Here is a 22,315-nt window from a genome sequence, read left to right as displayed (position 1 = left end):
TACCATTTCGAACATAAATCAAGAAATACGTTACAGCATCGTGATCGCATTTTTTGCGGAAGCGCGCGCATGCGCCCGCTCTCTCTCAGCAAAACTTGCCGAATGCTTGAAGTCCGGGCGCCGTTGTGACGTAGCGGCACCCTAGCAGATCGCGCACAGGCTATCGGTGCCTGTGCCTGGCATTGCGAAGCAACAAGGATTGGCAGTGTTCGCGTCGCGCAGGCCTCAGAACTGGTCGATCAGCCGGTCGAGATAGTCACGCTCTGCCTGCGGGCGGTCATGTTCACCAAGTCTGCGGCGGATTTCGTCCTGCAGATCGCGGGCGCGGTGATCGTCGGATTCCCCTTCGGCAAGCGGATCGTCCGTCCCGATCCCGCCGCCCTGACCCTGCAGGGCACGGCCCAACGGATCGCGACGCTGCGCGAGCCTGCCGCCGCTGTCCTGACCAGACGAGTTCTGACCATCAGGACCGTTCGCCTGATCCGATTGGCCCTGCCCTTCCGAACCGCCCTGCTCGCCCGCTCGCTGGTTCTGCCCGCGGTCAAGCGCACGAATACCATCGCGCAGCGCTTCGATCGCTTCGGCCTGACGGTCCATTGCACCGGCCATATCGCCATCGCGCAGCGCCTGCTCGGCGTCGCGCATTGCGCGCCCGGCACGGTCCATCGCATCGCCTGCGGCGTCGCCTTCTGGCGTGCCACGTTCGGGCAGCAATCCGCGCTGCATGCCAAGGTCGTCACGCAAGCGGCCCTGCTCATCCGCAAGATCCTGCGGGCGATTTCCCTGCTGGCCGCCACCCTGCCCGCCGTTCTGTCCGTCGTTCTGTCCGGGCATTTCATCGCCCGTGCCAGCCTGACCTTGCTGCTGTCCCGGCTCGCCCTGCGGGCCACCGTTGTCCTGCGGCCCCTGGTTTTCACCGTCCAGGCCCAGCCACTCGTCCTGCATGCGCCGAAAGGCCCGGTCGGCAAGCTCCTGCTGTTCGCGCAGCGTTTCGGCCATGCGCCCGGTCGATCCCTGACCCCGGCCCTGACCTTCACCCTCGGTCCGGCGAACCTGCATGTTTTCCATCATGCGGTTGAACTGCTCCAGCAGGGCCTGGGCTTCGGCCATTTTGCCTTCGTTCATCAAGCGCTGGATCTCGTCCATCATCTGCTGGATCTGGTCACCCGACATCATCTCGACCGGGGCGCGGTTGAAACGGTCCGAAGGGTCGTTCTGACCCTGTTCGGCAAGCCGGTCCAGATAGTCATCGGTCGCGCGGCGCAGCTCCTCCATCAGCTCGCGTATTTCGTCGGGCGACGCACCGCGGCGCATCGCCTGTGCCAGCCGCTCCTGCGCGCGACGCATGCGCTCCAACGCATCGGCCAGGCCGCCATCCTCCAGTTGGACGGCAACACGCCACAGCGCCTCGGCCAGTGCATCGCGCTGAAGATCGCTGAGATTTTCAGTCTCAAGGCCCATCGTCACGGCCTGCAGATCGCGCAGCACAGCTGGGTCAACCACCCCTTCGGGCTGCCACAGGACCGCGCGCAGCAACTGCGCCGAGTTCGCCGCATTCCGGCGCGACCAAAGGATGTCGCGGCGCAATTCGATCAGCGCTGCGGCGAAGGGGTCGAAGAAGCGCCGTCCCGGAAGCTCCATCGAAAGGCCGTCGGACTGGCCGCTTTGCCCGATCCCATCCTGCACGTTCAGACGAATTTGCACCGGCAAGTTGGCCCAGGCATGTTTCTTGAGGTCGGCGGTCAGCTGCCCTTCGACATCGGCGCGCGCCCCGCGCAGGGGAAGCTTCACCACCAGCATGTCCCGAGGCTCTGGCTCTGTCGCAAGGCCGTAGCGGCGGTCGATATTGGCCATATCCAGGGTGATCTGCGCCACGCCCTCGGTCACGCCATAATCGTCGCCCGCCTGAAAGGGCTGGACAAGCTGGCCGTCGGCCCGGCGCTGCGCCGGCGGTCCAAGCGACACCGTCGGCGCGTCATCCGGCCTGACCGAGACCGAGAAGCTGCGCCCGCCGATGCGAAACTGACCCGAACGCTCGACCCGGAATTCGGGCGCAAGCTCGTCGCCGCCCGGAACCGGGTTGCCGATATCCTGTTCGATCGTGGCGGGATCGCCATACAGGCGCAGACTGATCGTTGTGCCCTCGGGCAGATCGAGCGATGCACCGTCTGGTTGATTATTCAGATAAATCGTCGGCTTGCGGGTATAGGCAGGCGGTTCGGCCCAGCCTTCCCAGCCAAGGCCGCTGGTCACAGGCTGATCGGGAAGCTCAGGTCGGCTGGGTGCCAGCGCGGCCAGACCCTGCCCGAGATTTCCCGCGCTTCCGAACAGCACCGCCATTGCCAGCGCGGTCAGCGCCGCAAGACGCAGCGCGAACGGATCGCGGCTTGTCAGCCCTGCATCCGGCGCGACCGCACGCGCCGCCGACGCCCGCGCCGCCATCTGCGCACGGTGGGCGTGCCAAAGGGCCCCGTCCCCGCCAATTGCCGGCTCGTCGTCAAGCGCCGAGAGCGGACGCCCCGGCAGGGTCGCATCCACGCGCCGCGCCGCAGCACCCGCTCCTGGTGCGCGAAAGCGCAGCCCGCCCCAGATCAGGGTCGCAAGCAGCGCGATACCCATGCCAGAGACCACATAGGGCTGCGCCGCACTGCCAAGCAGGTCGACGAGTCCAAGGCTGAGCGCGGCGAGAACAAGCAGCGCCAGCGTCGCAAAAGGCCAAAAGGCGCGTGCCAGTGCCTCCCACCAAAGGCCGAGTCCGGTCAGGCGCAGCGCACGCGAAAGCCCCCGCCCCCCCGATAGGGTCAGATCGGCCTCTGCCTCGTCGGCGATATGTTGATCCGGTTCTGTCGTCATGGCGCGGCTTTTCAGCCCCTATCCTGCGGCTTGGGGGACAATCCGGCAAGCGATTACTGCGTGATCAGAACCAGTCCGGCAAAGCCTCGCGCGAGAGCATGTCTTCCAGCGTCGGACGCGGGCGAATGACCGCAAAACGGTCGCCATCGACCAGCACTTCAGGCACCAGCGGACGTGAATTGTATTCAGACGACATCACCGCGCCATATGCACCGGCCGAGCGGAAGGCGATCAGATCGCCCGGCGCAGGCGGCGGCAGCTGCGTGCCCTTCTGGAAGGTATCGCCCGATTCGCAGATCGGACCGACCACGTCATATGCGGAAACGGGCGTGCCGGGCGCGGATTCAATCACCGGGACGATGTCGTGATGCGCGCCGTACATGGCCGGGCGGATCAGGTCGTTCATCGCCGCATCGAGGATCAGGAAATCGCGCCCCTCGCCGCGCTTCACATAGATCACCTCGCTCAGCAGAAGGCCCGCGTTTCCGGCGATGTTGCGGCCCGGCTCGATCTCGATCTCGCAATCCAGATCGCCTACGGCTTCACGGATCACCTGACCATATTCGATGGGCAAAGGCGGCGCGTTATTGTCGCGGCGATAGGGGATGCCAAGCCCCCCGCCCATGTCGAGCCTGCGGATATTGTGACCATCGGCACGCAGGGCGCGGGCCAGATCGGCCATCTTGGCATAGGCCTGACGGTAAGGGTCCAGATCGGTCAGCTGGCTGCCGATATGCATGTCGATGCCGACGACCTCGATCCCCGGCAGACTCGCGGCGGCGGCATAGACCTCACGCGCGCGGGCGATGGGGATGCCGAACTTGTTTTCGGATTTGCCGGTGGCGATCTTTTCGTGGGTCTTTGCATCCACATCCGGATTTACACGGATGGCGATGGGCGCCTTGACGCCAAGCGAGGCAGCCACCTCGGACAAAGCCAGCAGTTCCGGTTCGGATTCGACATTGAACTGGCGGATGCCGCCTTCCAGCGCCAGCCGCATCTCCTTGCGCGTCTTGCCGACGCCGGAAAAGACGATCCGCTCGCCCGGCACGCCCGCCGTGCGGGCACGGGCATATTCGCCGATAGAGACCACGTCCATCCCCGCACCCAGATCGCCCAGCAGTTTCAGCACCGCGATGTTGGAATTCGCCTTCACCGCATAGCAGATCAGGTGATCCGGCGCCCATTCCAACGCCTCCTGAAAGACATTGAAATGCCGGGTCAGGGTCGCTGCGGAATAGACATAGACCGGCGTCCCGACCTCGGCCGCGATGCGGGTCAGGGGCACGTCTTCGGCGCACAGCACCCCGTCTTTGTAGTTGAAATGGTCCATCAGACGATCCTGCGAGAGCGGAGTAGAAGATAAAGCGGCAGCGCGCAGCCGATGCCAAGCGCCATTGCCGGGAAGGTCAGCAGCGCCAGCCAGTTGCGCCGCACCATTGTTTCGACAAGTACCCAGACGGCAAGCGTTGCCAGCGCGATCACGACAGTCGCATCCGGCGCTTCCAGATGACGCCCCAGCCACGCGCCGATCAGCGCCAGCATCAGCCAGCAGATGCGCAACGGGGTCATCGGCAGTTGCCCATTACAGCGTCGTCGCCACACCGATGCGCGCGTCCCCGGACACAGTGAGGCCCGGCGGTGGCGTCTCAGGGTCGGGCCGGACCGGCGGTCCGTCGACGCCACACGCGGCAAGGGTCAGCAGCGCAAGTATAGCAAGCGATTTCACAGCATTTCCTTCCAGCGGGCAATCTGGGCGCGAACCTGATCGGGCGCAGTTCCGCCATAGCTTTGCCGGGAAGCGACCGAATTGTGAACGCCCAGCACGTTGAAGACATCCTCGGTGATCGCCGCATGAACCGACTGCATGTCCGCCAGCGTCAGGTCGGGCAAATCGACGCCCTTCCCTTCCGCCATTGCCACCAGCGAGCCGGTGACGTGATGAGCATCGCGAAAGGCCAGCCCGGCCTCGCGCACCAGCCAGTCGGCCAGATCGGTGGCGGTGGAAAATCCGGCAGATGCCGCGGCTTCCAGCTTCTCGCGATTGGCAGTCAGGTCGGACAGCATCCCCGCCATCGCCGCCAACGCCAGCATCAGGCTGTCGGCGGCGTCAAAAACCTGTTCCTTGTCTTCCTGCATGTCCTTTGAATAGGCCAATGGCAGACCCTTCATCACGGTGAACAGCGCCACGGTCGCGCCAAGGATACGGCCGATCTTGGCGCGGATCAGTTCGGCCGCGTCGGGGTTGCGCTTCTGCGGCATGATGGAACTGCCGGTCGACCACTTGTCGGACATGGACACGAAGCGGAACTGGGCCGAGGACCAGATGACCAGTTCTTCTGACAGGCGCGACAGATGGACCGCGCAGATGCTGGCCGCCGACAGGAATTCCAGTGCGAAATCGCGGTCGCTGACCGCATCGAGGCTGTTGCCCATCGGGCGGTCGAAACCCAAAGCATGTGCCGTTGCCTCGCGGTCGATGGGATAGCCGGTGCCTGCCAAGGCAGCGGCACCCAACGGCGATTCGTTCATGCGCTTGCGCGCGTCCTGAAAGCGGCCAAGGTCACGCCCGAACATTTCCACATAGGCCATCATGTGATGCCCCCAGGTCACCGGCTGCGCGGTCTGCAAATGGGTAAAGCCCGGCATCACCCAATCGGCCCCGGCCTGTGCCTGCGCCAGCGCCGCGCCGATCAGCGCGCGCAGCCCGCCGATCGCGGCATCGCATTGATCGCGCACCCACAGCCGGAAATCCGTCGCCACCTGATCGTTGCGCGACCGACCGGTATGCAGGCGGCCCGCAGGTTCGCCGATGATTTCCTTCAGGCGCGCCTCGACATTCATGTGAATATCCTCCAGCGCCTCGCTGAAGGGGAAATCCCCGCCCTCGATCTCTGACAATACGGTGAGCAGGCCTTCCCGGATCGCATCGGCATCTTTAGACGTGATGATGCCCTGCGCCGCCAACATCGCGGCATGGGCCCGGCTGCCCCGGATATCCTGGGCGTAAAGCCGCCGGTCAAACCCGATCGAGGCGTTGATCGCCGTCATGATCGCGTCGGGACCAGCGGCGAAGCGCCCGCCCCACATGGCATTCGCGGTGTCGTTGGGGGTCTTGGCGTCGGTCATCTGTCTGGTCCGAAAGGTTGAAGATGCTGCGTATGCTGATCCTTTATACGGCGCTTGCTGCCGGTGCAAACATGGCTGTCGCTGGAAGTACGCTTGCCGGGGAAATCGACCTTGCCGCCGCCAAGGCGGGTGGACTGGAACTTGCAGCCGGCAGTGGAGAGCAGGTCTCTGACACGCCATACACCGATCAGGAGGGCGCCGAGTACCGGCTGTCCGATCATCGTGGCACGGCGCTGCTGGTCAATTTCTGGGCAACCTGGTGCGCACCCTGCCGGGAGGAGATGCCGGCGCTGAACAGCCTTCAGAAAGAATTTGGCGGCGAAGGTTTCGAGGTTCTGACCATCGCCGCAGGCCGGAACCCGCCAAGGGCCATCGAAAAATTCCTTAAGGAAGCCGAGATAGACGCGTTGCCTGTCCTGTTGGACCCGCGCCAGAAACTCGCCCGCGAATTCGGCGTGCTCGCGCTGCCCGCGACGATCCTGATCGACGCTGACGGCAAGGAGGTCGCGCGGCTGATGGGGCCGGCCGACTGGGCCTCGGATACCGCGAAAGACGTGGTCAACGAACTGAAAGCGCCCTGACCTTCTGGTGACAGTGGCAGGTCGTTATGTGGTCATTGACCATACCGACCGCCTGCATGAAGGCATAGCAGATCACCGGCCCGCAGAAGTTGAAACCGCGCTTTTTCAGCGCCTTCGACATTGCCACTGATTGTTCGGTCGATGCCGGAACCTGCGCGAGGCTGGTCCAGTCGTTCTGGATCGGCGCGCCGCCGACAAATCCCCACATCCAGGGCGTGAATCCCTCGGCCGATTCGATTTCCAGAAACCGGCGCGCGCCCTTCACGGTCGCCTCGATCTTGCCGCGATGGCGGATGATTCCAGGATTTTGCAGCGCTTTTTCAATATTTTTCTCGTCCCAGCGGGCCACTCGCTCGGGGTCGAATTCTTCGAAAACCTCTCTGAACGTGTCACGCTTGCGCAGGATCGTGATCCAGCTGAGCCCGGCCTGAAACCCATCCAGCACCAGCTTTTCCCACAGCGCGCGCGGGTCATATTCCGGGACGCCCCATTCGGTATCGTGATATTCCACATAGATCGGGTCTGTTCCGCACCAACCGCAACGCTCGGTCATTCGATTCATCCTTAATTCCAAATCCATTCGGGCTTCATCCGATCTTAAGACATCATCGCGAGACTGCAGAAAGACAGCAAGGATTCGGTCGTTATGGATTGGCAGCAAGATGATATTGCCGGGAACGCCTCGGCGTTGGATTATGTGATTGAACGCAAGACGCGCCTGACGCTTGACGTCGTCGAACGTGCGATCGCCTCGGGCGACGGCGTCCTTGCCTATCAGCCGATCGTGCAAGCGGACCGGCCCGGCCTTGCCGCATTTCACGAAGGGCTGATCCGCGTCATCGACGATACCGGGCGATTCGTGCCGCTGCGCGACTTCATGCCTGCGGCGGAAACGACGGAGCTTGGCCGGCAGATAGATTGCACCGCGCTGACACTGGGTCTCAGCGCGCTTCAGCAGGACCCCTGCCTGCGCCTGTCGGTCAACATGTCGGCGCGCTCGATCGGGCATCCTCTGTGGATGGAAACGCTGCGCAGCGGGCTGATGAGGGATGAGCAGATCGCCGAGCGCCTGATCCTTGAAGTCACCGAAAGCTCGGCAATGGACATGCCGGGAAAGGTGGTGCCGTTCATGCGCGACCTGCAGCAGCGCGGCACCAGCTTCGCGCTCGACGATTTCGGCGCGGGTTATACCTCGTTCAGATATCTGCGCGAATTCAGCTTTGACATGATCAAGATCGACGGCCAGTTCATCCGCAAGATCGCTGGACAGCCGGACAATCAGGTTCTGACCGCCGCATTGCAGGCCATCGCGCATCACTTCGATATGTTCACTGTCGCCGAATCGGTCGAGACGGCGGACGACGCTGCCTATCTGATCGATATGGGAATAGATTGTCTGCAGGGCTATTACTTCGGCGCGCCGACGATCACCCCGCCCTGGTCAACGCCAAAGGCTGCCCGCCGCTGATCGCAAGCCGACTCGGTTGCGGCCTGACGGGCTTGCTATGCTGCACGGCCTGGCTTCGTTCGACGCATCAGCGGCGCGTCGACAGGCAGGGCTGATACGGGCTTTGCACCAGCATAATTTTCTGCGGCGCAGCACAAAAATCCTCTCAGATCAATGCGCCGTTGTCCGGACTCTGCCTTGACGCTGCGTCGCAGTTCGGCATGTTGAAAGGGAACGGCACCGCGCCGGCACGCCTGCAAAATCCGAGAGGACCCTTTCATGACAAATGCTGTAATCGTCTCAGCCGCCCGCACGCCCGTGGGCAGCTTCATGGGCTCCTTCGCCAATATTCCTGCGCATGACCTTGGCGCGGCGGTACTGGCCGAAGTGGTCAAGCGCGCCGGCATCGACCCCGCCGACGTAAGCGAAACCATTCTGGGTCAGGTGCTGACCGCCGGTCAGGGCCAGAATCCGGGCCGTCAGGCACATATCAATGCGGGGCTGCCGAAAGAAGCTGCCGCATGGCTGATCAACCAGGTCTGCGGGTCCGGGCTGCGTGCCGTGGCGCTTGCCGCGCAGCAGGTCATTCTGGGGGACGCGCAGGTCGTTCTCGCTGGTGGTCAGGAATCGATGTCGCTTGCCGCCCACGCAGCCTATCTGCGCTCGGGTCAGAAAATGGGCGACATGAAGATGACCGACACGATGATCAAGGACGGCCTCTGGGACGCGTTCAACAACTATCACATGGGTCAGACCGCCGAAAATGTCGCAGAAAAGTGGGGAATTACCCGCGAGGCCCAGGACGAATTCGCAGTCGCCAGCCAGAACAAGGCTGAAGCGGCTAAGAAAGATGGCAGGTTCAAGGACGAGATCGTTCCGTTCACAGTGAAGGGCCGCAAGGGCGATGTCGTTGTCGAGGATGATGAATATATCCGTGACGGCGCCAATATCGAGGCGATGCAGAAGCTGCGCCCGGCCTTTGCGAAAGAGGGCAGCGTCACGGCAGGCAATGCATCGGGCCTGAATGATGGTGCCGCCGCCGTCATGGTAATGACCGAAGAAGAGGCGGCGCGCCGCGGTCTGACCCCGCTTGCCCGCATCGCGTCCTATGCAACGGCAGGGCTTGATCCTGCAATCATGGGCACGGGTCCGATCCCGGCCAGCCGCCGCGCACTGGAAAGGGCGGGCTGGAAGGTCGGCGATCTCGACCTTGTCGAAGCGAACGAGGCATTTGCTGCGCAGGCGCTCGCCGTGAACAAGGACATGGAGTGGGATCCCGCAATCGTCAACGTCAACGGCGGTGCCATTGCAATCGGGCACCCCATCGGCGCATCGGGCGCACGCATTCTGAATACGCTGCTGTTCGAAATGGCGCGTCGCGACGCGAAAAAAGGGCTCGCCACGCTGTGCATCGGCGGCGGCATGGGCGTCGCGCTTTGCGTCGAACGCTGAACTGATTCGATCACGCCGGGGCATAATGCGCAATGATCTTGCGCATTATGCCCCGGGCAATTAGCAATATTTCACTGAACAAGCTTGAGGAGGGGGAAACATGTCCAAGGTTGCCATCGTCACCGGGGGGTCGCGCGGAATCGGCGCGGCAATTTCCAGAGCTTTGAAAGATGCCGGTTTCACCGTTGCCGCCAACTATGCAGGCAATGACGAAGCGGCGAAGGCTTTCACTGACGAAACCGGCATAAAGACCTATAAATGGTCGGTCGCCGATTACGATGCCTGCGCCGCCGGGATCAAGCAGGTCGAGGATGAGCTCGGCGAGATTGCGGTTCTGGTCAACAATGCCGGCATCACCCGCGACGCCATGTTTCACAAGATGTCGCCGCAGCAGTGGAAAGAGGTGATCGACACGAACCTCACCGGGCTGTTCAACATGACGCATGGCGTGTGGGGCGGCATGCGCGACCGCAAGTTCGGCCGGATCGTGAATATCAGTTCGGTCAATGGGCAGAAGGGTCAGGCAGGTCAGGCGAATTATTCCGCCGCGAAAGCCGGCGATATCGGCTTCACCCGCGCCTTGGCTCAGGAGGGTGCGCGCGCTGGCATTACAGTCAACGCTATCGCGCCGGGCTATATCGGAACCGAGATGGTGCGTGCGATCGACGAGAAAGTGCTGAACGAGCGCATCATTCCGCAAATTCCGGTCGGACGCCTTGGTGAACCAGAGGAAATCGCGCGCTGCGTGGTGTTCCTCGCCTCTGATGATGCAGGTTTCATCTCTGGCTCGACAATTTCCGCGAACGGCGCTCAGTTCTTCTCCTGATCGCGAAGTGCGCTCAATGCTGGCCGGCTCTGTAAACAGGGCCGGCCTTTTTCGTGATCTTCGCGGCAGGCGCCAGTCCAATAAAGAAGGCCCGCGCAAATCGCGCGGGCCGACGTTCAAAAACTACTGTCGTTCAGGCGTTCAGGCGTGTGATTTCTTCCTTTAAGCGCAGCTTTTCGCGCTTCATCTCTGCGATTTCGAAATCGGAGCTGCCGGGCGCACGTTGCGCCTGTTCCACGGCCCTAGAAACCTTGTCATGCTTTTCACGGAGCATTTCGATGTGAGCATCGACCGACATATTAGTCCTCCTGTACGCTTGTCGAACATCTTGATTCCAGCACAGAAGAACGATTCTGTCACCCTTAAACACGGGAATTTAACAGTAATGCGACAGCATGGCGCAGGACTGCCTGCGCGTCGGCCGTCAGACTTTCGGCATCGCGCAAATGTGCCTGGCCTTCATGCATGATGAATGGCGGCAGCAACCGCAGGGGACCGCGCGCGCCCTTCCGTGCCTGCACGATGACGCGGCCTGCATCACGGCCTTTGCGTGCGGCGATCGGCAGTATGGCGACAGCCCCAGCACGACCAGCCAGCGCCTGCAGAATGCTGTCGAGACGCTGAGCGAGGTGAATGATCGTCATGGTTCCGCCCGGCAGAAGCCGCCGGAGGCCAACATCCATCCATGTCGCAAGCGGCGTCTCCTCATGCCTTGCCGTCGCGCGCGTCGCATCTGGCGAACGCGTGCCATCGGGAAAAAACGGGGGGTTCATCATCACGTGATCGAAACGGGTTTCGCGCAGATCACGCGGCATTTCGGCAAGATCGCTGACCACCACGTGGAAGGCCATGCTGTTCCGCTTTGCATTGCTGCGGGCGAATGCGGCATAGTCGTGATCGCGTTCAATCCCGGTCAGCACGGCGCCCGGCACCCGCGCGGCAAGACAAAGCGACGCCACACCTGCCCCACAGCCCAGTTCCAGCACCGATTCGCCAGGTCTGGCCGGACAGGCAGCAGCCAGCATTACCGCATCGGCACCTGCCCGATAGCCCGAGCAGGGCTGTTCGATTCGCAATCGACCGCCAAGGAAGTCGTCAACACGGCTTTCAGCCATCCAGCGCGTGATCCCGCAGAATCGCCTTTGCCAGAAAAAGGTCGCGATCCGCGACCATCAGGCGACGTGGCACCACACCGATCGACCCTTCAAGCACGCTCATATGCTGATCCAGCGCATAGCTTTCGATTCCGTCAACGCGCAGAACGTCCTGCGCGCGCATCAATTGCAGCGGATCGGTGGTGCGAAGCAGTTCTTTCATGCGTCAGAGGCTAACGGGCAGTTGCGCCGCTGTCCATCGCGTGGCAATTGGCTGCCAGGAAAGGGAAGTGTCATGGATGCAGCCGTAACCGAGAGCCCGATTGACCGCCTCTCGGGCCTGCTTGGCCCGGAAATGGCGGCCGTCAATACGCTGATCCGCGAACGTATGGCGTCTCGTCATGCCCCGCGAATCCCCGAAGTGACTGCCCATCTGGTCGAGGCCGGCGGCAAGCGTCTGCGCCCGTTGCTTACGCTGGCTGCAGCGAAGCTGTTCGATTATCAGGGGCCGTATCACATCCACCTCGCCGCAACGGTGGAGTTCATTCACACGGCGACCCTGCTGCATGACGATGTCGTCGATGAAAGCGAGCAGCGCCGCGGTCGACCAACGGCAAATCTGCTTTGGGATAACAAGTCCAGCGTTCTGGTCGGCGATTATCTGCTTGCGCGCGCCTTCCAGCTGATGACCGATACCGGGGTCATGCGAGTGCTGGAAATTCTGTCGAATGCCTCGGCCACCATTTCGGAAGGCGAGGTGCTGCAGCTCAGCGCGGCACAGGACATCGCGACTGACGAAAGCGTTTACCTGCAGGTCATTCGCGGCAAGACCGCGGCGCTGTTTTCCGCCGCGACAGAGGTCGGCGCCGTCATTGCCGGGGCGGATGAGGCACGGGTCAAGGCTTTGTTCGATTTCGGCGATGCGCTTGGGATTGCGTTCCAGATTGCCGACGACCTGCTTGATTACGGCGGCAGCAGCGCTGCGATCGGCAAGAATACCGGCGACGACTTCCGCGAGCGCAAGCTGACCTTGCCGGTGATCAAGGCCCTTGCGCGCGCTGATGAGCAGGAACTGGCGTTCTGGCGGCGGACCATCGAGAAGGGCGATCAGCGCGACGGCGATCTGGACGAGGCGCTGCGTATCATGACGCGCCACGGCGCGCTGGAATCAGCGCGTGACGATGCGCTTGCGTGGTCGGCCAAGGCGCGCTCGGCCCTTGAGACGCTGCCTGATAACGAAATTCGTGAGCTGCTGGATGAGCTTGCGGAATTTGTGGTCATGCGGATCGCCTGAGATCCGCGACCCGAGATCCGGAAACGAAAAAGGCCCGGCATTGCCGGGCCTTTCGCGTTGAATATCGCCTTTAGTTGTAAGCGTTTTCGCCGTGGGTTGTGATGTCGAGACCCTGACGCTCGTCATTCTGTTCGACGCGAAGGCCCATCAGCGCCTTCACGATATGTATGGCGATGAAGGACACGACCGCCGACCAAACGATGCAGATCACGACGCCCAGCGTCTGGACATAGACCTGGTGGCCTATCGCGAATTCGCCCGCTTGCCCGGTCGCATAGTCCCAGATCCCTGCGCCACCCAGCGAGGGTGCGGCGAACACGCCCGTCAGGATCGCACCGACGATGCCACCGACACCGTGAATGCCGAACACATCAAGGCTGTCGTCAATGCCCATCCGGCCCTTCAGCCAGATCACCGCCCAAAGGCAGATGAAGCCAGAGGCAAGCCCGATCACGATTGCCCCCATCGGACCGACGAAGCCTGCCGCGGGGGTAATCCCGACAAGACCCGCGACGACACCCGAAACCGCGCCCAGAAGCGAGGGGTGGCCACGCGTGATCCATTCGCCGACGCTCCATGCAAGGGCTGCGGCGGCTGGGGCGACGACCGTATTCAGCAGCGCCATTGCCGTCAGCCCATTGGATTCGAGGTTCGAGCCGGCGTTGAAACCGAACCAGCCAATCCAGAGAAGGCAGCCACCGATCAGGGTGAATGTCAGGTTATGCGGGGCCAGCAGCTCTCGTTTGTAGCCAAGGCGCGGGCCCGCCACATAGGCAGCCACAAGTCCCGCGATCCCTGCATTGATATGGATGACCGTGCCGCCCGCGAAGTCGAGCGCGCCGTGACCGAACAGCAGCCCCGACGGCGCGTCATAGGCGCTCGGGCCGCCCCACCACCAGACCATGTGGGCCATCGGCAGATAGGAAAAGAAGAACCAGATAATCACAAAGACCAGAATGGCCGGGAACTTCAGCCGCTCTGCCGTGGCACCGACGATCAGCGCGGGGGCGATGCAGGCAAAGGCGAGCTGGAAGATCACGAAGCTGAGTTCCGGAATATAGACCCCGGCAGAGAATGTTTCAGCGATCGACGATGGTGTGACACCAGCCAGGAAGGCCTTAGAGAAGCCGCCGATATATGGCGTCAGCGCCCCGGCAGAGGCCGCGTCGCCTGCGCCGGTAAAGGCCAGCGAATAGCCAAACATGACCCAGAGAAGCGACATGACACAGAATGTCGTCAGAACCTGCATCAGCACCGACAGCACGTTCTTGGACCGCACCAGCCCGCCATAGAACAGCGCGAGCCCCGGAATAGTCATCATCATGACCAGTATCCCGGACAGCAGCATCCAGGTCGTGTCGCCCTTGTCCGGCACCGGCACCGCAGCGGCGGCATCCTGCGCATGCGCGCCCCCCGCCAGCACGGCGAGGGCGATTGCGAGGGGGATCATCTGTCTCATACGGCATCACCTTTTCGTTCGAAACAGCCGCACCATTCCGTGCAGCAATTTGGCCCAGAAGGCGGATCAACCCCTTGATGCTCAAGCCTTCAGCAGACTGTGGGCAGGTCGGAAACCGGATTCGATCAGAAAATGGGCGAATTACAGCCTGTATGCCCGCTTTTCAGGCATATCACATACGGGTCATTTGACTTCGCATCCCGGCCTGGGTCGTGTATGCTATCCGCAACCAGGCCGGGCGAACCGGTCGTGCAGGAACGCAGGCATATGGCAGAACCTCCCCGCAAGCGCCGCCCCGTGGTGGCGGAACGGCGTTATTCAAATCCGACGAAACCGTCCGGCAAGACGCCGCGCGGCAAATCCGGTCGGCGCGCCCCCGTGCGTCGCGGAAACGCGGTTTCGCGTGGCGTGACCGGTTTCTTCCGGCTGATATGGCGCGCAATCTTCGGCACGATCTGGGCCTCGATCCTGACGGTGTTCCTGATCGTCGGGCTTGCGACCTTCTACTACTATTCTCAGCTTCCGGAGGCATCGGCGCTGTTTGACGGGCGCGCACGCGGCGGCGTCACCATGCTTGACCGCGAAGGGAAGGTCTTCGCCTGGCGCGGCGAAACCTATGGCAACGTCGCACCCGACCAGATCGCACCTTCTTTGCGCAATGCGGTCGTGGCGACCGAAGATAAGCGTTTCTACAGCCATCTCGGCGTCGACCCCCGCGGTATCGCCAGCGCGATCAAGATCAACATGGCCGAAGGACGCGGACCGCTTGACGGGAACGGGGGTTCGACCATCACGCAGCAGGTATCGAAACTGCTGTGCCTTGGCGAAACCTTCGATCCGACGCGCTGGAAGGACGAATCCGAATACGAGGCCGAGTGCCGGACCACCAGCCTGTGGCGCAAGATCAAGGAAGTTCCCTTCTCGTTCGCGATGGAGTTGAAATACACCAAGGACGAGATCCTCGGCATCTATATGAACCGCTCGTATCTGGGCGGCGGCGCGCGCGGTTTCGAAGCGGCATCCGAGCGGTATTTCGCCAAGCATGCCAGTGAAGTCAGCGTCGCCGAATCGGCGATGCTCGCCGGTCTTCTGAAAGCGCCCAGCTATTTCGCGCCGACATCGAATATCGAGCGTGCGCAGGACCGCGCGGCGGTGGTTCTTGACCTGATGCACGAACAGGATCGGATCACCGACGCGGAATACGAAAAGGCCAAGGCCAATCCGGCGGTCCTGTCGCAAGCCGCGCAGGCGCGGGCGGGCGGGTATTTCGCCGACTGGCTGATGGAATCCGGACCGGGCTTTCTGACGACGGAAACGACCGAGGACGTGACGATCCTGACGACCTTCGACCAGAAGGTGCAGCTTGCCGCCGAACGTGCGCTGAAAAAGATCTTCGACGAGAAGGTGCGCGAAGGCTCTAAAGCCGAGGCAGCGGTCGTGGTTCTGTCTGCCGACGGTGCCGTCCGCGCCATGATCGGCGGTCGCGATACGGTCGTTCAGGGTGTTTTCAACCGCGCGACGCAGGCGAAACGTCAGACCGGGTCCAGCTTCAAGCCCTTCGTCTATGCCGCCGGGCTGGATCAGGGCATGACGCCCGACAGCATCATCAATGACGGGCCGCTGACGATCAACATCAAGGGCGGTCGCCCCTGGTCGCCGCAGAACTATACGCGCCGCTACTATGGCGACGTGACGATGGCCACCGCGCTGAAACAGTCGCTGAACACCGCCACGATCCGCATACAGGAACAGGCTGGCCGCGCCTCTGTTCTGCGAATTGCCGAGGAATTCGGCGTCGGCACCGACCTGCCCAATGTGCCCTCGCTCGGTCTTGGCGTATTCGATTCGACGCTGCTGGAAATGACCGGCGCCTATGCAGGCATCCGCAACGGTGGTCGTGCGGTGCGACCCTACGGCGTGGTCGAGCTGCGCATACGTGGCGAGGACAGCCCGATGATCGCGAAATCTGGCGGCATGGGGCAGCGCGTGATCTCGCAGCAGGCTGCCGCAAACCTGATTTCGATGATGCGCGGCGTCATTCAGGGCGGCACGGGAACCCGCGCCAAACTGGGAGAGCGTGACGCCGCCGGCAAGACCGGCACGACCTCGTCCTATCGCGATGCATGGTTCATCGGTTTCACGGATCAGTTCGTGACCGGGGTCTGGATGGGCTATGACGACAATACGCCGTTGACCGGCGTCACCGGCGGCGGGCTTCCTGCCGAAATCTGGCAGGCTGTGATGACCGAAATACACGAGGGCCTGCCGATGGAGCCGCTTGGCCGATTCGTCGGCGACGAAGGTTCTCGGATCGGGGACGGGGTCGCGCCTTCGGTGCGTGGCGACGACGCGCTTTCCAGCGCGCTGAGCGCGGCGCTGACGGATATGCAGGGCGATTCCCCCTCTGCCCCTGCCGGTCAGCCGGTTGTCAGCGGATCGGGCGAGCCCTTGGCCGACGCGCTGTCGCAGGCGCTTGGCCAGCCCGCACCGCAGCAACAACAGACGCAGACGCAAGGTGGACCGCCCCGGTCGCCCGAAACGACGGTCAGTTCGACCGAAGCGCGGCGCGGCGTGACCAATGCGCCCGAATCCGCGCAAAATGATCCGTTGAGCGACATCCTGCGCGGGATCGAAGGCGTCAACTGAGGCGGCATCCAACGCCGGAACCACAACAAAAAAGGCGCGCCCCGGGCGCGCCTTTTTCGTCCGATCAGTCGTCTTCTTTCAGCCGGCTTGCTGAAGCGCCGAGGTCAGTGCTGCGATATCGCCGCGATTGGCCGCCAGCATCGCGCCGATCTCGGTCCTTTCGGCGGCAAGCATATTCACGCCTTCAATGACGATGTTGAAATACTTGCTTTGCCCCGACTTGTCCGAGACATGCCATTCAACCTGCATCGGCGCGCGCCCGTTCAGCTTGGCAACCGAGGTCACAACATAGAAGGATTTGACCGGTTTCGCGTCCGTCACCTGAACCTGAGAGCCGATGAACTCACGAAACCGCGCGCCGTATTTGCGACCGATATAGCCCTGAAATGCCTGCTTGTAAGCGGCGAACTGCTGCGGGCTAACCTGACGCGCGGCCGGGCCGAGCGCCGATCGTGCAATTACATCGACATCCGCATAGCGCGCAAAAATCGCCTCGAAGGCCTTGTACATCTGTGCCGGTGGCTGGCCGGAATTGATGACTGCGTAAACCTCGTTCAGCGATTGCTGGATCAAGGCCCGCGCCTCGTCGGTGTTCAGCGAAAATGCAGGCATTGCCACGACGCTTGCGCCAGCGGCCATCAGCCCCAGAAAGCCGCGGCGGCTACTGGTCTTCGTAAGGATCGTAAGGGTCAATTTCGCCCCCTTCCATGCCAAGTTCATATCTGCGGTGCTGCAGATACAGCAGCCGCGCCTGCGCATAGCTATCCGCACTGCCGTATAGAATGGAATCGATCGTGTCGCCAAAACGCGCCCTCTCACCGGCTTTTGAACCAAGCCGGATCACGGTTTTGACGCGCGCCTCGTTGTCATCCAGCACGTGATCAAGCGGATCGATAACCCAATCGACGACCTTTCCAACGGCATCACGCTCGGTCGTCGGTCCGATCAGCGGCAGCTCAAGATAGGCCCCTTCGGGTGCGCCCCAGACGTGAAGCGTTTCGCCGAAATCGGTATCGACCTCGGTCAGGCCGAATTCCTGTCCCGCCGGGTCGTGGATGCCGCCAAGCCCGAGCGTCGTGTTAACCACAAAGCGCCCTGCATTCTGCGCGGCCTTCCCCGGCCGCCCCTGCAACAGGCTGTTCACCACCTTGCCAGGAAGCGCAAGATTGCCGCCGACATTGCCCAGAACAACAAGCGCGCCGTCGGTCGAGGCGCCATCGCTGTTCTTGAAGGGTGATGTTACCGGCCGGACAATTCGCTGATCGAACCCCTTGTTGAACGCGTGCATCCGGCGATTGAAGCCCTCATGCGGGTCGTTGATCCCGGTTTCAGGAGCAGTCGCACAAGCCGAAAGAGCAAGCGTGGCCATGACAATTCCACGGCGTAAAGGGTTTGGTAACATCTCGCCTCTATCTAGGTCCGGCTGATTCTTGCCGCCGCAGTTGCCGGGGGCCGGCGAAACGGGAATAAGGAACGCGGCCCGCCCGAGCAAGGCGGGCGGTGATCAGATCGGAACACAATGTCGCGCCCAGACCGAGAACTTCAGGGATTTGCCGAACTGCGTGCCGCGCGGGGCGGCAGTTTCGGGCTGCTGGCGGCGGTCGCGGTGTTTTCCTTTGCGGTCAATATGCTGATGCTGACAGGCCCGCTGTTCATGCTGCAGGTCTATGATCGGGTTCTCGGCTCGCGCTCGGTCGAGACGCTGACGGCGCTGTTCCTTCTTGTGGTGTTCCTGTTCGCGATCATGGGCATCGTCGATCTGGCACGCGGACGAATCATGCAGCGCGTCGCGCTGCGCTTCCAGCAGCGCATGGAAAAACGCGTGTTCGCCGCAGGTCTGGAAGACGGTGTCACGACCGGCAGCGACGCGGTTGCGCGCGGCGGAATGCGCGATCTGGAGGCGGTGCGCAACCTGATCGGGTCGCCCGTCAGCCTTGCGATGTTCGACCTGCCCTTTGCCCCCTTCTATCTGGCAGCGGTCTATATCTTTCATCCGATGCTTGGCGTTGTCGCGACAATCGGCGGGCTTGTGCTCGTCGCGACCACCTTTCTTAACCAGCTTTCGGGCAAACGCGCGCTACAGGAAGGTGCGGTCGCGTCGCAATCGGCGGAACGCATGTCCGACATGTTCCGCGACGAGGGAGAGCTGATCGGCGCGCTCGGCATGCGTGAGGCGAGTTTCACCCGGTGGAGCAGCGCCCGAAGCGTCGCGGCCGAAGCCGGTCTGGCAGGGTCGGACAGCAGCCAGTTCTATACCGTCTTTTCACGCAGTTTCCGGCTGTTCCTGCAAAGCGCGATGCTTGCGGCGGGCGCGTGGCTGGTGCTGCAACAAAGCCTGACGCCCGGCGCGATGATCGCGTCGTCGATCATGATGGGCCGCGCGCTTCAGCCAGTCGAGGTTCTTGTCGGGCAATGGTCGCTTGTTCAGCGCGCGCAGGACGGGTGGCGCCGTTTGGGCGCGCTTCTGTCGCGTCGCCCGCAATTGCCGGACAGAACCGCATTGCCCCGGCCCGAGGCGCGGCTGGATGTCAGCCAACTGAGCGTGGTGCCGCCAGGCCAGCGTGTTGCGACCCTGCGCGGTGTCAGGTTCGAAATCAAGCCAGGTCAGGCGCTTGGTGTGATCGGCTCCTCTGGTGCGGGCAAATCGACGCTTGCGCGCGCGGTCATCGGCGCGTGGCCCGTCGCGGCGGGTTCGATCAGGCTGGGTGGCGCGTCGCTGGATCAATATGCCCCCGATGAGCTTGGCCGCCTGATCGGCTATCTTCCCCAACAGGTGACGCTGTTCGACGGCACCGTCGCGGAAAACATTGCCCGCCTCTCACCCCGCCCCGATGACGCGCGCGTCGTTCAGGCGGCGACTGCGGCGGCGGCGCATCAGATGATCCTCAACCTGCCGCAGGGCTATGATACGCCCTTGGCTCAGGCCGGTGGCCAGCTGTCCGGAGGCCAGATCCAGCGGATCGGCCTCGCGAGGGCGCTTTATACGGACCCGGTGCTGCTGGTCCTCGACGAACCCAATGCGAACCTCGACAATGAAGGGTCGCACGCGCTTAACCTCGCTATCCGGCGCATCAAGGCACAGGGCGGCGCGGTGATGATTATGGCCCACCGACCGGCCGCAATCGCCGAATGCGACCTGCTTCTGGTGCTGGATCGCGGCACGGTGCGCAGCTTCGGACCCCGCGATGACGTTCTGAAATCGGTCGTCCAGAATGCACAGGCTATCCAAAGCGCCAAAGCCGGGGGAGGCGTGGCATGACGCAATCCACGCAGAATTCCCGATACGCGCCGCGTGACCCACGGTCGGCCCGCAGGCCCGTTCTACTGGGTGTCGTGGCGCTTCTTGCGCTGTTCATGGGCTTCGGCGCCTGGGCCGTCGGCGCGCAGATCGCCGGCGCTGTCGTTGCCCCCGGTCAGGTCGAGGTCGAACAGCACCGCCAAGTCGTACAGCACCCAGATGGGGGCGTCGTTGATCGGATCGAGGTGCGCGAGGGCCAGCGAGTCGCCGCGGGCGATGTGCTGATCCGGCTGGACGGAACGCTGCTTCGCACCGAACGCGCAATTGTCGAGGGGCAGTATTACGAAGTGCTCGCCCGTCGCGGCCGGCTCGAAGCGGAACGCGATAGCGCCGCGAAGATCAGCTTTCCGCAGGTTCTGCTGGACAGTTCCGCCTCGCAAGAGGAATTGCAAAATCTGATGGCCGCGCAGGAAAGCCTGTTCGAGACACGGCGCAGCACATTGCAGCAGTCGCTCGATCAGCTTGAGACGCAGTCCCAGCAGGTTGGCAGCCAGATCGAAGGAATTGCGGCACAGTCCGTCGCCGCCGAAAGCCAGCGCAAGCTGATCGCACAGGAACTGAAAGACCAGCGGTCACTGCTGGAAAAGGGCCTCGCGCAGGCTCCGCGCGTGCTGGCGCTGGAACGCGAGGCGGCATCCATTGACGGCCAGATCGGCGAATTGACGGCGATGAAGGCACAGGCCGAAACCCGCAAGACCGAAATCGGCATCACCCGTTTGCAAAAGACCAGCGAACGGCGTGAGCAGGCCGAGACAGAGCTTCGCGAACTGGGCTATCGGGAACTGGAGCTTGCCGAGCGCCGCCGCTCGCTGATCGAGCAGCTGTCGCGGCTGGATATTACGGCACCCGTCGCGGGCATTGTGCATCAGTTGCAGGTCACGACGCCACGTTCGGTCATCCGCGCGGCCGATCCGATCATGTATCTGGTGCCGCAGGACCGCCCGCTGGTCATCGCTGCACGCATCGCGCCGATCAATATTGACGAGGTTCATCAGGGTCAGGCAGTCAAGCTGCATTTCGCGGCGTTCAACTCGCGCACGACGCCTGAAATCGACGGCATTCTCAGCCAGGTTTCAGCGGATGCGCTGACCGACGAGTCGACGCGCAGCTCATACTATCGGGCAGAGGTGACGATCCCGCCAGACCAGAGGGCACGTTTGGGCGATCTGGCACTTGTCCCCGGCATGCCTGTCGAGGTCTATATCCAGACCGGAGAGCGCAGCCCCGCCGCATATCTCATCAAGCCGTTCGCAGACTATTTCTCGCGCGCTTTCCGCGAAAGCTGACGAAAGCGCGCGAAGGCTGCTGTGGACGGGTGCCACTGCACCAGGGACCTGTGGTGCTAAGCAGGCGGTCGACAAGCGGCGCCATGCGAGGCCGCCATCCCTGTGCTTGGTCCTTCATCAGCGTTTGGTCCTTCATCAGCGCGACACGACACGCGCCGCTGATAAAACGACCGCTGCCGTCAGACGCCGGGCATCGTCTCGCCAAGGAAGGCAAGGAAGTCTGACCAGCTTCGCTGATCCGCCTCTTCGCGGTAGCGATCAGATCCGAAAACGGTGAACGCATGCGGCGCGCCGGCATAGATCTCTGCCTTGTAGGGCGTGCCCGCGGTTTCAAGCTGGTCGATGAAGCCCGCGAATGTCGCCATGTCCGGCCCCGTATCGGCACCGCCATGATAAATGCGGATCGGCGCCTTGGCAGCGCTGTAATCCTGCCCCTCCGGCGTGTCGAGCCCACCGTGGAAAGTGGCGTAGCCAATAACCTCCTGCGGCTGCTCGCGGGCCATCTCCAGTGCCGCTGCGCCACCGAAGCAATACCCGGCCACGACCGGGGTCGTGACACCTTGTTCGGCCGCCGCCGCAAGACCTGCATTCATCAGCGCGCGCATGGTTTCGCGGTCATTATAAAGCTTCTCGGTCTCGGCCCGGTTTCCCTCGACGGAATCGGGGCGCACGCCCTTGCCGTAAAGATCGACAGCGAAGGCGTTATAGCCCTGCTCTGCCAGCATGTCGGCGCGTTTCTTCTCGTAGTCCGTCAGCCCGTCCCAGTCATGGATGATAACCACGGAGCCTTTCGGGTTTTCGGCCTTCGCCACATAGCCCTCAAACTCGCGGTCGTCGGCGCTGTAATCGACGGCTTCCCCCGCGAAGGCGGCACCCGAAAGCGCCATAGCCGCAGTCGCTGCAATGATTTTCATGGTGATCCTCGCTTTCCCCTGAGTAAACAGAACAGA

The 22,315-nt window shown here is 62.7% G+C and carries 21 protein-coding genes; 8 read left to right on the top strand and 13 right to left on the bottom strand.

The window, feature by feature from the left end:
* Nucleotides 1–225: 225 nt before the first annotated feature.
* The 5 genes from FQV27_RS07325 to argH all read right to left on the bottom strand — a co-directional run bounded on the left by FQV27_RS07325 (nucleotide 226) and on the right by argH (nucleotide 5,982).
* A complete protein-coding gene (locus FQV27_RS07325) occupies nucleotides 226–2,853 on the bottom strand; it encodes a DUF4175 domain-containing protein (RefSeq protein WP_147097202.1) in 2,628 nt (875 codons plus the stop codon).
* A gap of 64 nt (nucleotides 2,854–2,917) precedes the next feature.
* Nucleotides 2,918–4,186 (bottom strand): diaminopimelate decarboxylase, encoded by a 1,269-nt coding sequence (lysA, locus tag FQV27_RS07320; protein ID WP_147097201.1) that lies wholly within the window; start codon nucleotides 4,184–4,186, stop codon nucleotides 2,918–2,920.
* Nucleotides 4,186–4,425, bottom strand: coding sequence for a DUF2834 domain-containing protein (locus tag FQV27_RS07315; RefSeq protein WP_147097200.1), 240 nt, complete (start codon nucleotides 4,423–4,425; stop codon nucleotides 4,186–4,188). The genes lysA and FQV27_RS07315 overlap by 1 nt, the downstream gene beginning before the upstream one ends.
* A gap of 13 nt (nucleotides 4,426–4,438) precedes the next feature.
* Nucleotides 4,439–4,582, bottom strand: a complete 144-nt coding sequence (locus FQV27_RS18840) for a hypothetical protein (protein WP_186827247.1) — start codon at nucleotides 4,580–4,582, stop codon at nucleotides 4,439–4,441.
* The gene (gene argH, locus FQV27_RS07310; RefSeq protein ID WP_147097199.1) at nucleotides 4,579–5,982 is read right to left on the bottom strand and encodes an argininosuccinate lyase; all 1,404 of its coding nucleotides are present in this window, start codon (nucleotides 5,980–5,982) and stop codon (nucleotides 4,579–4,581) included. Before argH ends, FQV27_RS18840 begins: the two co-directional genes overlap by 4 nt.
* A 23-nt stretch (nucleotides 5,983–6,005) precedes the next feature.
* On the opposite strand from argH, the gene FQV27_RS07305 reads away from it, so the two are divergent.
* Nucleotides 6,006–6,563 carry a TlpA disulfide reductase family protein gene (locus tag FQV27_RS07305; protein WP_186827246.1) on the top strand — a complete coding sequence of 186 codons (558 nt, stop codon included), beginning with the start codon at nucleotides 6,006–6,008 and terminating at the stop codon, nucleotides 6,561–6,563.
* On the opposite strand, the gene FQV27_RS07300 is transcribed toward FQV27_RS07305, so the two are convergent.
* Nucleotides 6,541–7,125, bottom strand: a complete 585-nt coding sequence (locus FQV27_RS07300; protein WP_147097198.1) for a DNA-3-methyladenine glycosylase I — start codon at nucleotides 7,123–7,125, stop codon at nucleotides 6,541–6,543. The genes FQV27_RS07305 and FQV27_RS07300 overlap by 23 nt on opposite strands.
* Nucleotides 7,126–7,209: 84 nt before the next feature.
* On the opposite strand from FQV27_RS07300, the gene FQV27_RS07295 reads away from it, so the two are divergent.
* From FQV27_RS07295 to phbB, 3 genes are all read left to right on the top strand, one after another.
* A complete protein-coding gene (locus tag FQV27_RS07295; protein WP_147097197.1) occupies nucleotides 7,210–8,031 on the top strand; it encodes an EAL domain-containing protein in 822 nt (273 codons plus the stop codon).
* A 258-nt stretch (nucleotides 8,032–8,289) separates the two neighbouring features.
* Nucleotides 8,290–9,462, top strand: coding sequence for an acetyl-CoA C-acetyltransferase (locus FQV27_RS07290; protein WP_147097196.1), 1,173 nt, complete (start codon nucleotides 8,290–8,292; stop codon nucleotides 9,460–9,462).
* A 100-nt stretch (nucleotides 9,463–9,562) separates the two neighbouring features.
* On the top strand, nucleotides 9,563–10,288 hold the full coding sequence (phbB, locus tag FQV27_RS07285) for an acetoacetyl-CoA reductase (RefSeq protein WP_147097195.1): 726 nt from the start codon (nucleotides 9,563–9,565) through the stop codon (nucleotides 10,286–10,288).
* 133 nt (nucleotides 10,289–10,421) lie between these two features.
* Here phbB and FQV27_RS07280 read toward each other — a convergent pair whose 3' ends face one another.
* The 3 genes from FQV27_RS07280 to FQV27_RS07270 all read right to left on the bottom strand — a co-directional run bounded on the left by FQV27_RS07280 (nucleotide 10,422) and on the right by FQV27_RS07270 (nucleotide 11,605).
* Entirely contained in the window at nucleotides 10,422–10,586 is a 165-nt protein-coding gene (locus tag FQV27_RS07280) for a YdcH family protein (protein WP_147097194.1), read from the bottom strand.
* A 64-nt stretch (nucleotides 10,587–10,650) separates the two neighbouring features.
* Nucleotides 10,651–11,403: a tRNA1(Val) (adenine(37)-N6)-methyltransferase gene (locus FQV27_RS07275; protein ID WP_147097193.1), complete on the bottom strand. Its 753-nt coding sequence runs from the start codon at nucleotides 11,401–11,403 to the stop codon at nucleotides 10,651–10,653.
* Nucleotides 11,396–11,605, bottom strand: a complete 210-nt coding sequence (locus tag FQV27_RS07270; RefSeq protein WP_147097192.1) for a putative signal transducing protein — start codon at nucleotides 11,603–11,605, stop codon at nucleotides 11,396–11,398. The genes FQV27_RS07275 and FQV27_RS07270 overlap by 8 nt, the downstream gene beginning before the upstream one ends.
* A 72-nt stretch (nucleotides 11,606–11,677) precedes the next feature.
* Between FQV27_RS07270 and FQV27_RS07265 the strand changes: the two genes are divergently transcribed.
* Nucleotides 11,678–12,676 carry a polyprenyl synthetase family protein gene (locus FQV27_RS07265; RefSeq protein ID WP_147097191.1) on the top strand — a complete coding sequence of 333 codons (999 nt, stop codon included), beginning with the start codon at nucleotides 11,678–11,680 and terminating at the stop codon, nucleotides 12,674–12,676.
* Nucleotides 12,677–12,746: 70 nt separating this feature from the next.
* On the opposite strand, the gene FQV27_RS07260 is transcribed toward FQV27_RS07265, so the two are convergent.
* Nucleotides 12,747–14,126, bottom strand: coding sequence for an ammonium transporter (locus tag FQV27_RS07260; protein WP_147097399.1), 1,380 nt, complete (start codon nucleotides 14,124–14,126; stop codon nucleotides 12,747–12,749).
* Nucleotides 14,127–14,402: 276 nt separating this feature from the next.
* Here FQV27_RS07260 and FQV27_RS07255 point away from each other — a divergent pair, with 276 nt between their 5' ends.
* Nucleotides 14,403–16,781, top strand: coding sequence for a transglycosylase domain-containing protein (locus FQV27_RS07255; RefSeq protein ID WP_147097190.1), 2,379 nt, complete (start codon nucleotides 14,403–14,405; stop codon nucleotides 16,779–16,781).
* Nucleotides 16,782–16,859: 78 nt separating this feature from the next.
* On the opposite strand, the gene FQV27_RS07250 is transcribed toward FQV27_RS07255, so the two are convergent.
* Together FQV27_RS07250 and FQV27_RS07245 are read right to left on the bottom strand one after the other, a co-directional pair.
* The gene (locus FQV27_RS07250; RefSeq protein WP_246133045.1) at nucleotides 16,860–17,420 is read right to left on the bottom strand and encodes an MlaC/ttg2D family ABC transporter substrate-binding protein; all 561 of its coding nucleotides are present in this window, start codon (nucleotides 17,418–17,420) and stop codon (nucleotides 16,860–16,862) included.
* 22 nt (nucleotides 17,421–17,442) lie between these two features.
* The gene (locus FQV27_RS07245; RefSeq protein WP_246133026.1) at nucleotides 17,443–18,150 is read right to left on the bottom strand and encodes an MlaA family lipoprotein; all 708 of its coding nucleotides are present in this window, start codon (nucleotides 18,148–18,150) and stop codon (nucleotides 17,443–17,445) included.
* Nucleotides 18,151–18,300: 150 nt separating this feature from the next.
* Here FQV27_RS07245 and FQV27_RS07240 point away from each other — a divergent pair, with 150 nt between their 5' ends.
* On the top strand, nucleotides 18,301–20,040 hold the full coding sequence (locus FQV27_RS07240; protein WP_147097187.1) for a type I secretion system permease/ATPase: 1,740 nt from the start codon (nucleotides 18,301–18,303) through the stop codon (nucleotides 20,038–20,040).
* Nucleotides 20,037–21,365, top strand: coding sequence for an HlyD family type I secretion periplasmic adaptor subunit (locus tag FQV27_RS07235; protein WP_147097186.1), 1,329 nt, complete (start codon nucleotides 20,037–20,039; stop codon nucleotides 21,363–21,365). The genes FQV27_RS07240 and FQV27_RS07235 overlap by 4 nt, the downstream gene beginning before the upstream one ends.
* 179 nt (nucleotides 21,366–21,544) lie before the next feature.
* Here FQV27_RS07235 and FQV27_RS07230 read toward each other — a convergent pair whose 3' ends face one another.
* Nucleotides 21,545–22,279, bottom strand: coding sequence for a dienelactone hydrolase family protein (locus tag FQV27_RS07230; protein WP_147097185.1), 735 nt, complete (start codon nucleotides 22,277–22,279; stop codon nucleotides 21,545–21,547).
* Nucleotides 22,280–22,315: the final 36 nt, after the last annotated feature.

Source organism: Paracoccus aurantiacus, assembly GCF_007993065.1.
Lineage (GTDB): Bacteria > Pseudomonadota > Alphaproteobacteria > Rhodobacterales > Rhodobacteraceae > Paracoccus > Paracoccus aurantiacus.
Note: the sequence above shows the minus strand (reverse complement) of the source record. Positions and strands in the feature narration are given on the sequence as shown.

Coding starts and splice junctions, on each gene's coding strand:
- phbB (WP_147097195.1), top strand. CDS start 9,563: ATGTCCAAGGTTGCCATCGTCACCGGGGGGTCGCGCGGAATCGGCGCG.
- FQV27_RS07250 (WP_246133045.1), bottom strand. CDS start 17,420: ATGGCCGCTGGCGCAAGCGTCGTGGCAATGCCTGCATTTTCGCTGAAC.
- FQV27_RS07265 (WP_147097191.1), top strand. CDS start 11,678: ATGGATGCAGCCGTAACCGAGAGCCCGATTGACCGCCTCTCGGGCCTG.
- argH (WP_147097199.1), bottom strand. CDS start 5,982: ATGACCGACGCCAAGACCCCCAACGACACCGCGAATGCCATGTGGGGC.
- FQV27_RS07255 (WP_147097190.1), top strand. CDS start 14,403: ATGGCAGAACCTCCCCGCAAGCGCCGCCCCGTGGTGGCGGAACGGCGT.
- FQV27_RS07280 (WP_147097194.1), bottom strand. CDS start 10,586: ATGTCGGTCGATGCTCACATCGAAATGCTCCGTGAAAAGCATGACAAG.
- FQV27_RS07275 (WP_147097193.1), bottom strand. CDS start 11,403: ATGGCTGAAAGCCGTGTTGACGACTTCCTTGGCGGTCGATTGCGAATC.
- FQV27_RS07270 (WP_147097192.1), bottom strand. CDS start 11,605: ATGAAAGAACTGCTTCGCACCACCGATCCGCTGCAATTGATGCGCGCG.
- FQV27_RS07240 (WP_147097187.1), top strand. CDS start 18,301: ATGTCGCGCCCAGACCGAGAACTTCAGGGATTTGCCGAACTGCGTGCC.
- FQV27_RS07290 (WP_147097196.1), top strand. CDS start 8,290: ATGACAAATGCTGTAATCGTCTCAGCCGCCCGCACGCCCGTGGGCAGC.
- FQV27_RS07295 (WP_147097197.1), top strand. CDS start 7,210: ATGGATTGGCAGCAAGATGATATTGCCGGGAACGCCTCGGCGTTGGAT.
- lysA (WP_147097201.1), bottom strand. CDS start 4,186: ATGGACCATTTCAACTACAAAGACGGGGTGCTGTGCGCCGAAGACGTG.
- FQV27_RS07315 (WP_147097200.1), bottom strand. CDS start 4,425: ATGACCCCGTTGCGCATCTGCTGGCTGATGCTGGCGCTGATCGGCGCG.
- FQV27_RS07235 (WP_147097186.1), top strand. CDS start 20,037: ATGACGCAATCCACGCAGAATTCCCGATACGCGCCGCGTGACCCACGG.
- FQV27_RS07260 (WP_147097399.1), bottom strand. CDS start 14,126: ATGATCCCCCTCGCAATCGCCCTCGCCGTGCTGGCGGGGGGCGCGCAT.
- FQV27_RS07300 (WP_147097198.1), bottom strand. CDS start 7,125: ATGAATCGAATGACCGAGCGTTGCGGTTGGTGCGGAACAGACCCGATC.
- FQV27_RS07325 (WP_147097202.1), bottom strand. CDS start 2,853: ATGACGACAGAACCGGATCAACATATCGCCGACGAGGCAGAGGCCGAT.
- FQV27_RS07230 (WP_147097185.1), bottom strand. CDS start 22,279: ATGAAAATCATTGCAGCGACTGCGGCTATGGCGCTTTCGGGTGCCGCC.
- FQV27_RS07305 (WP_186827246.1), top strand. CDS start 6,006: ATGCTGCGTATGCTGATCCTTTATACGGCGCTTGCTGCCGGTGCAAAC.
- FQV27_RS07245 (WP_246133026.1), bottom strand. CDS start 18,150: ATGGCCACGCTTGCTCTTTCGGCTTGTGCGACTGCTCCTGAAACCGGG.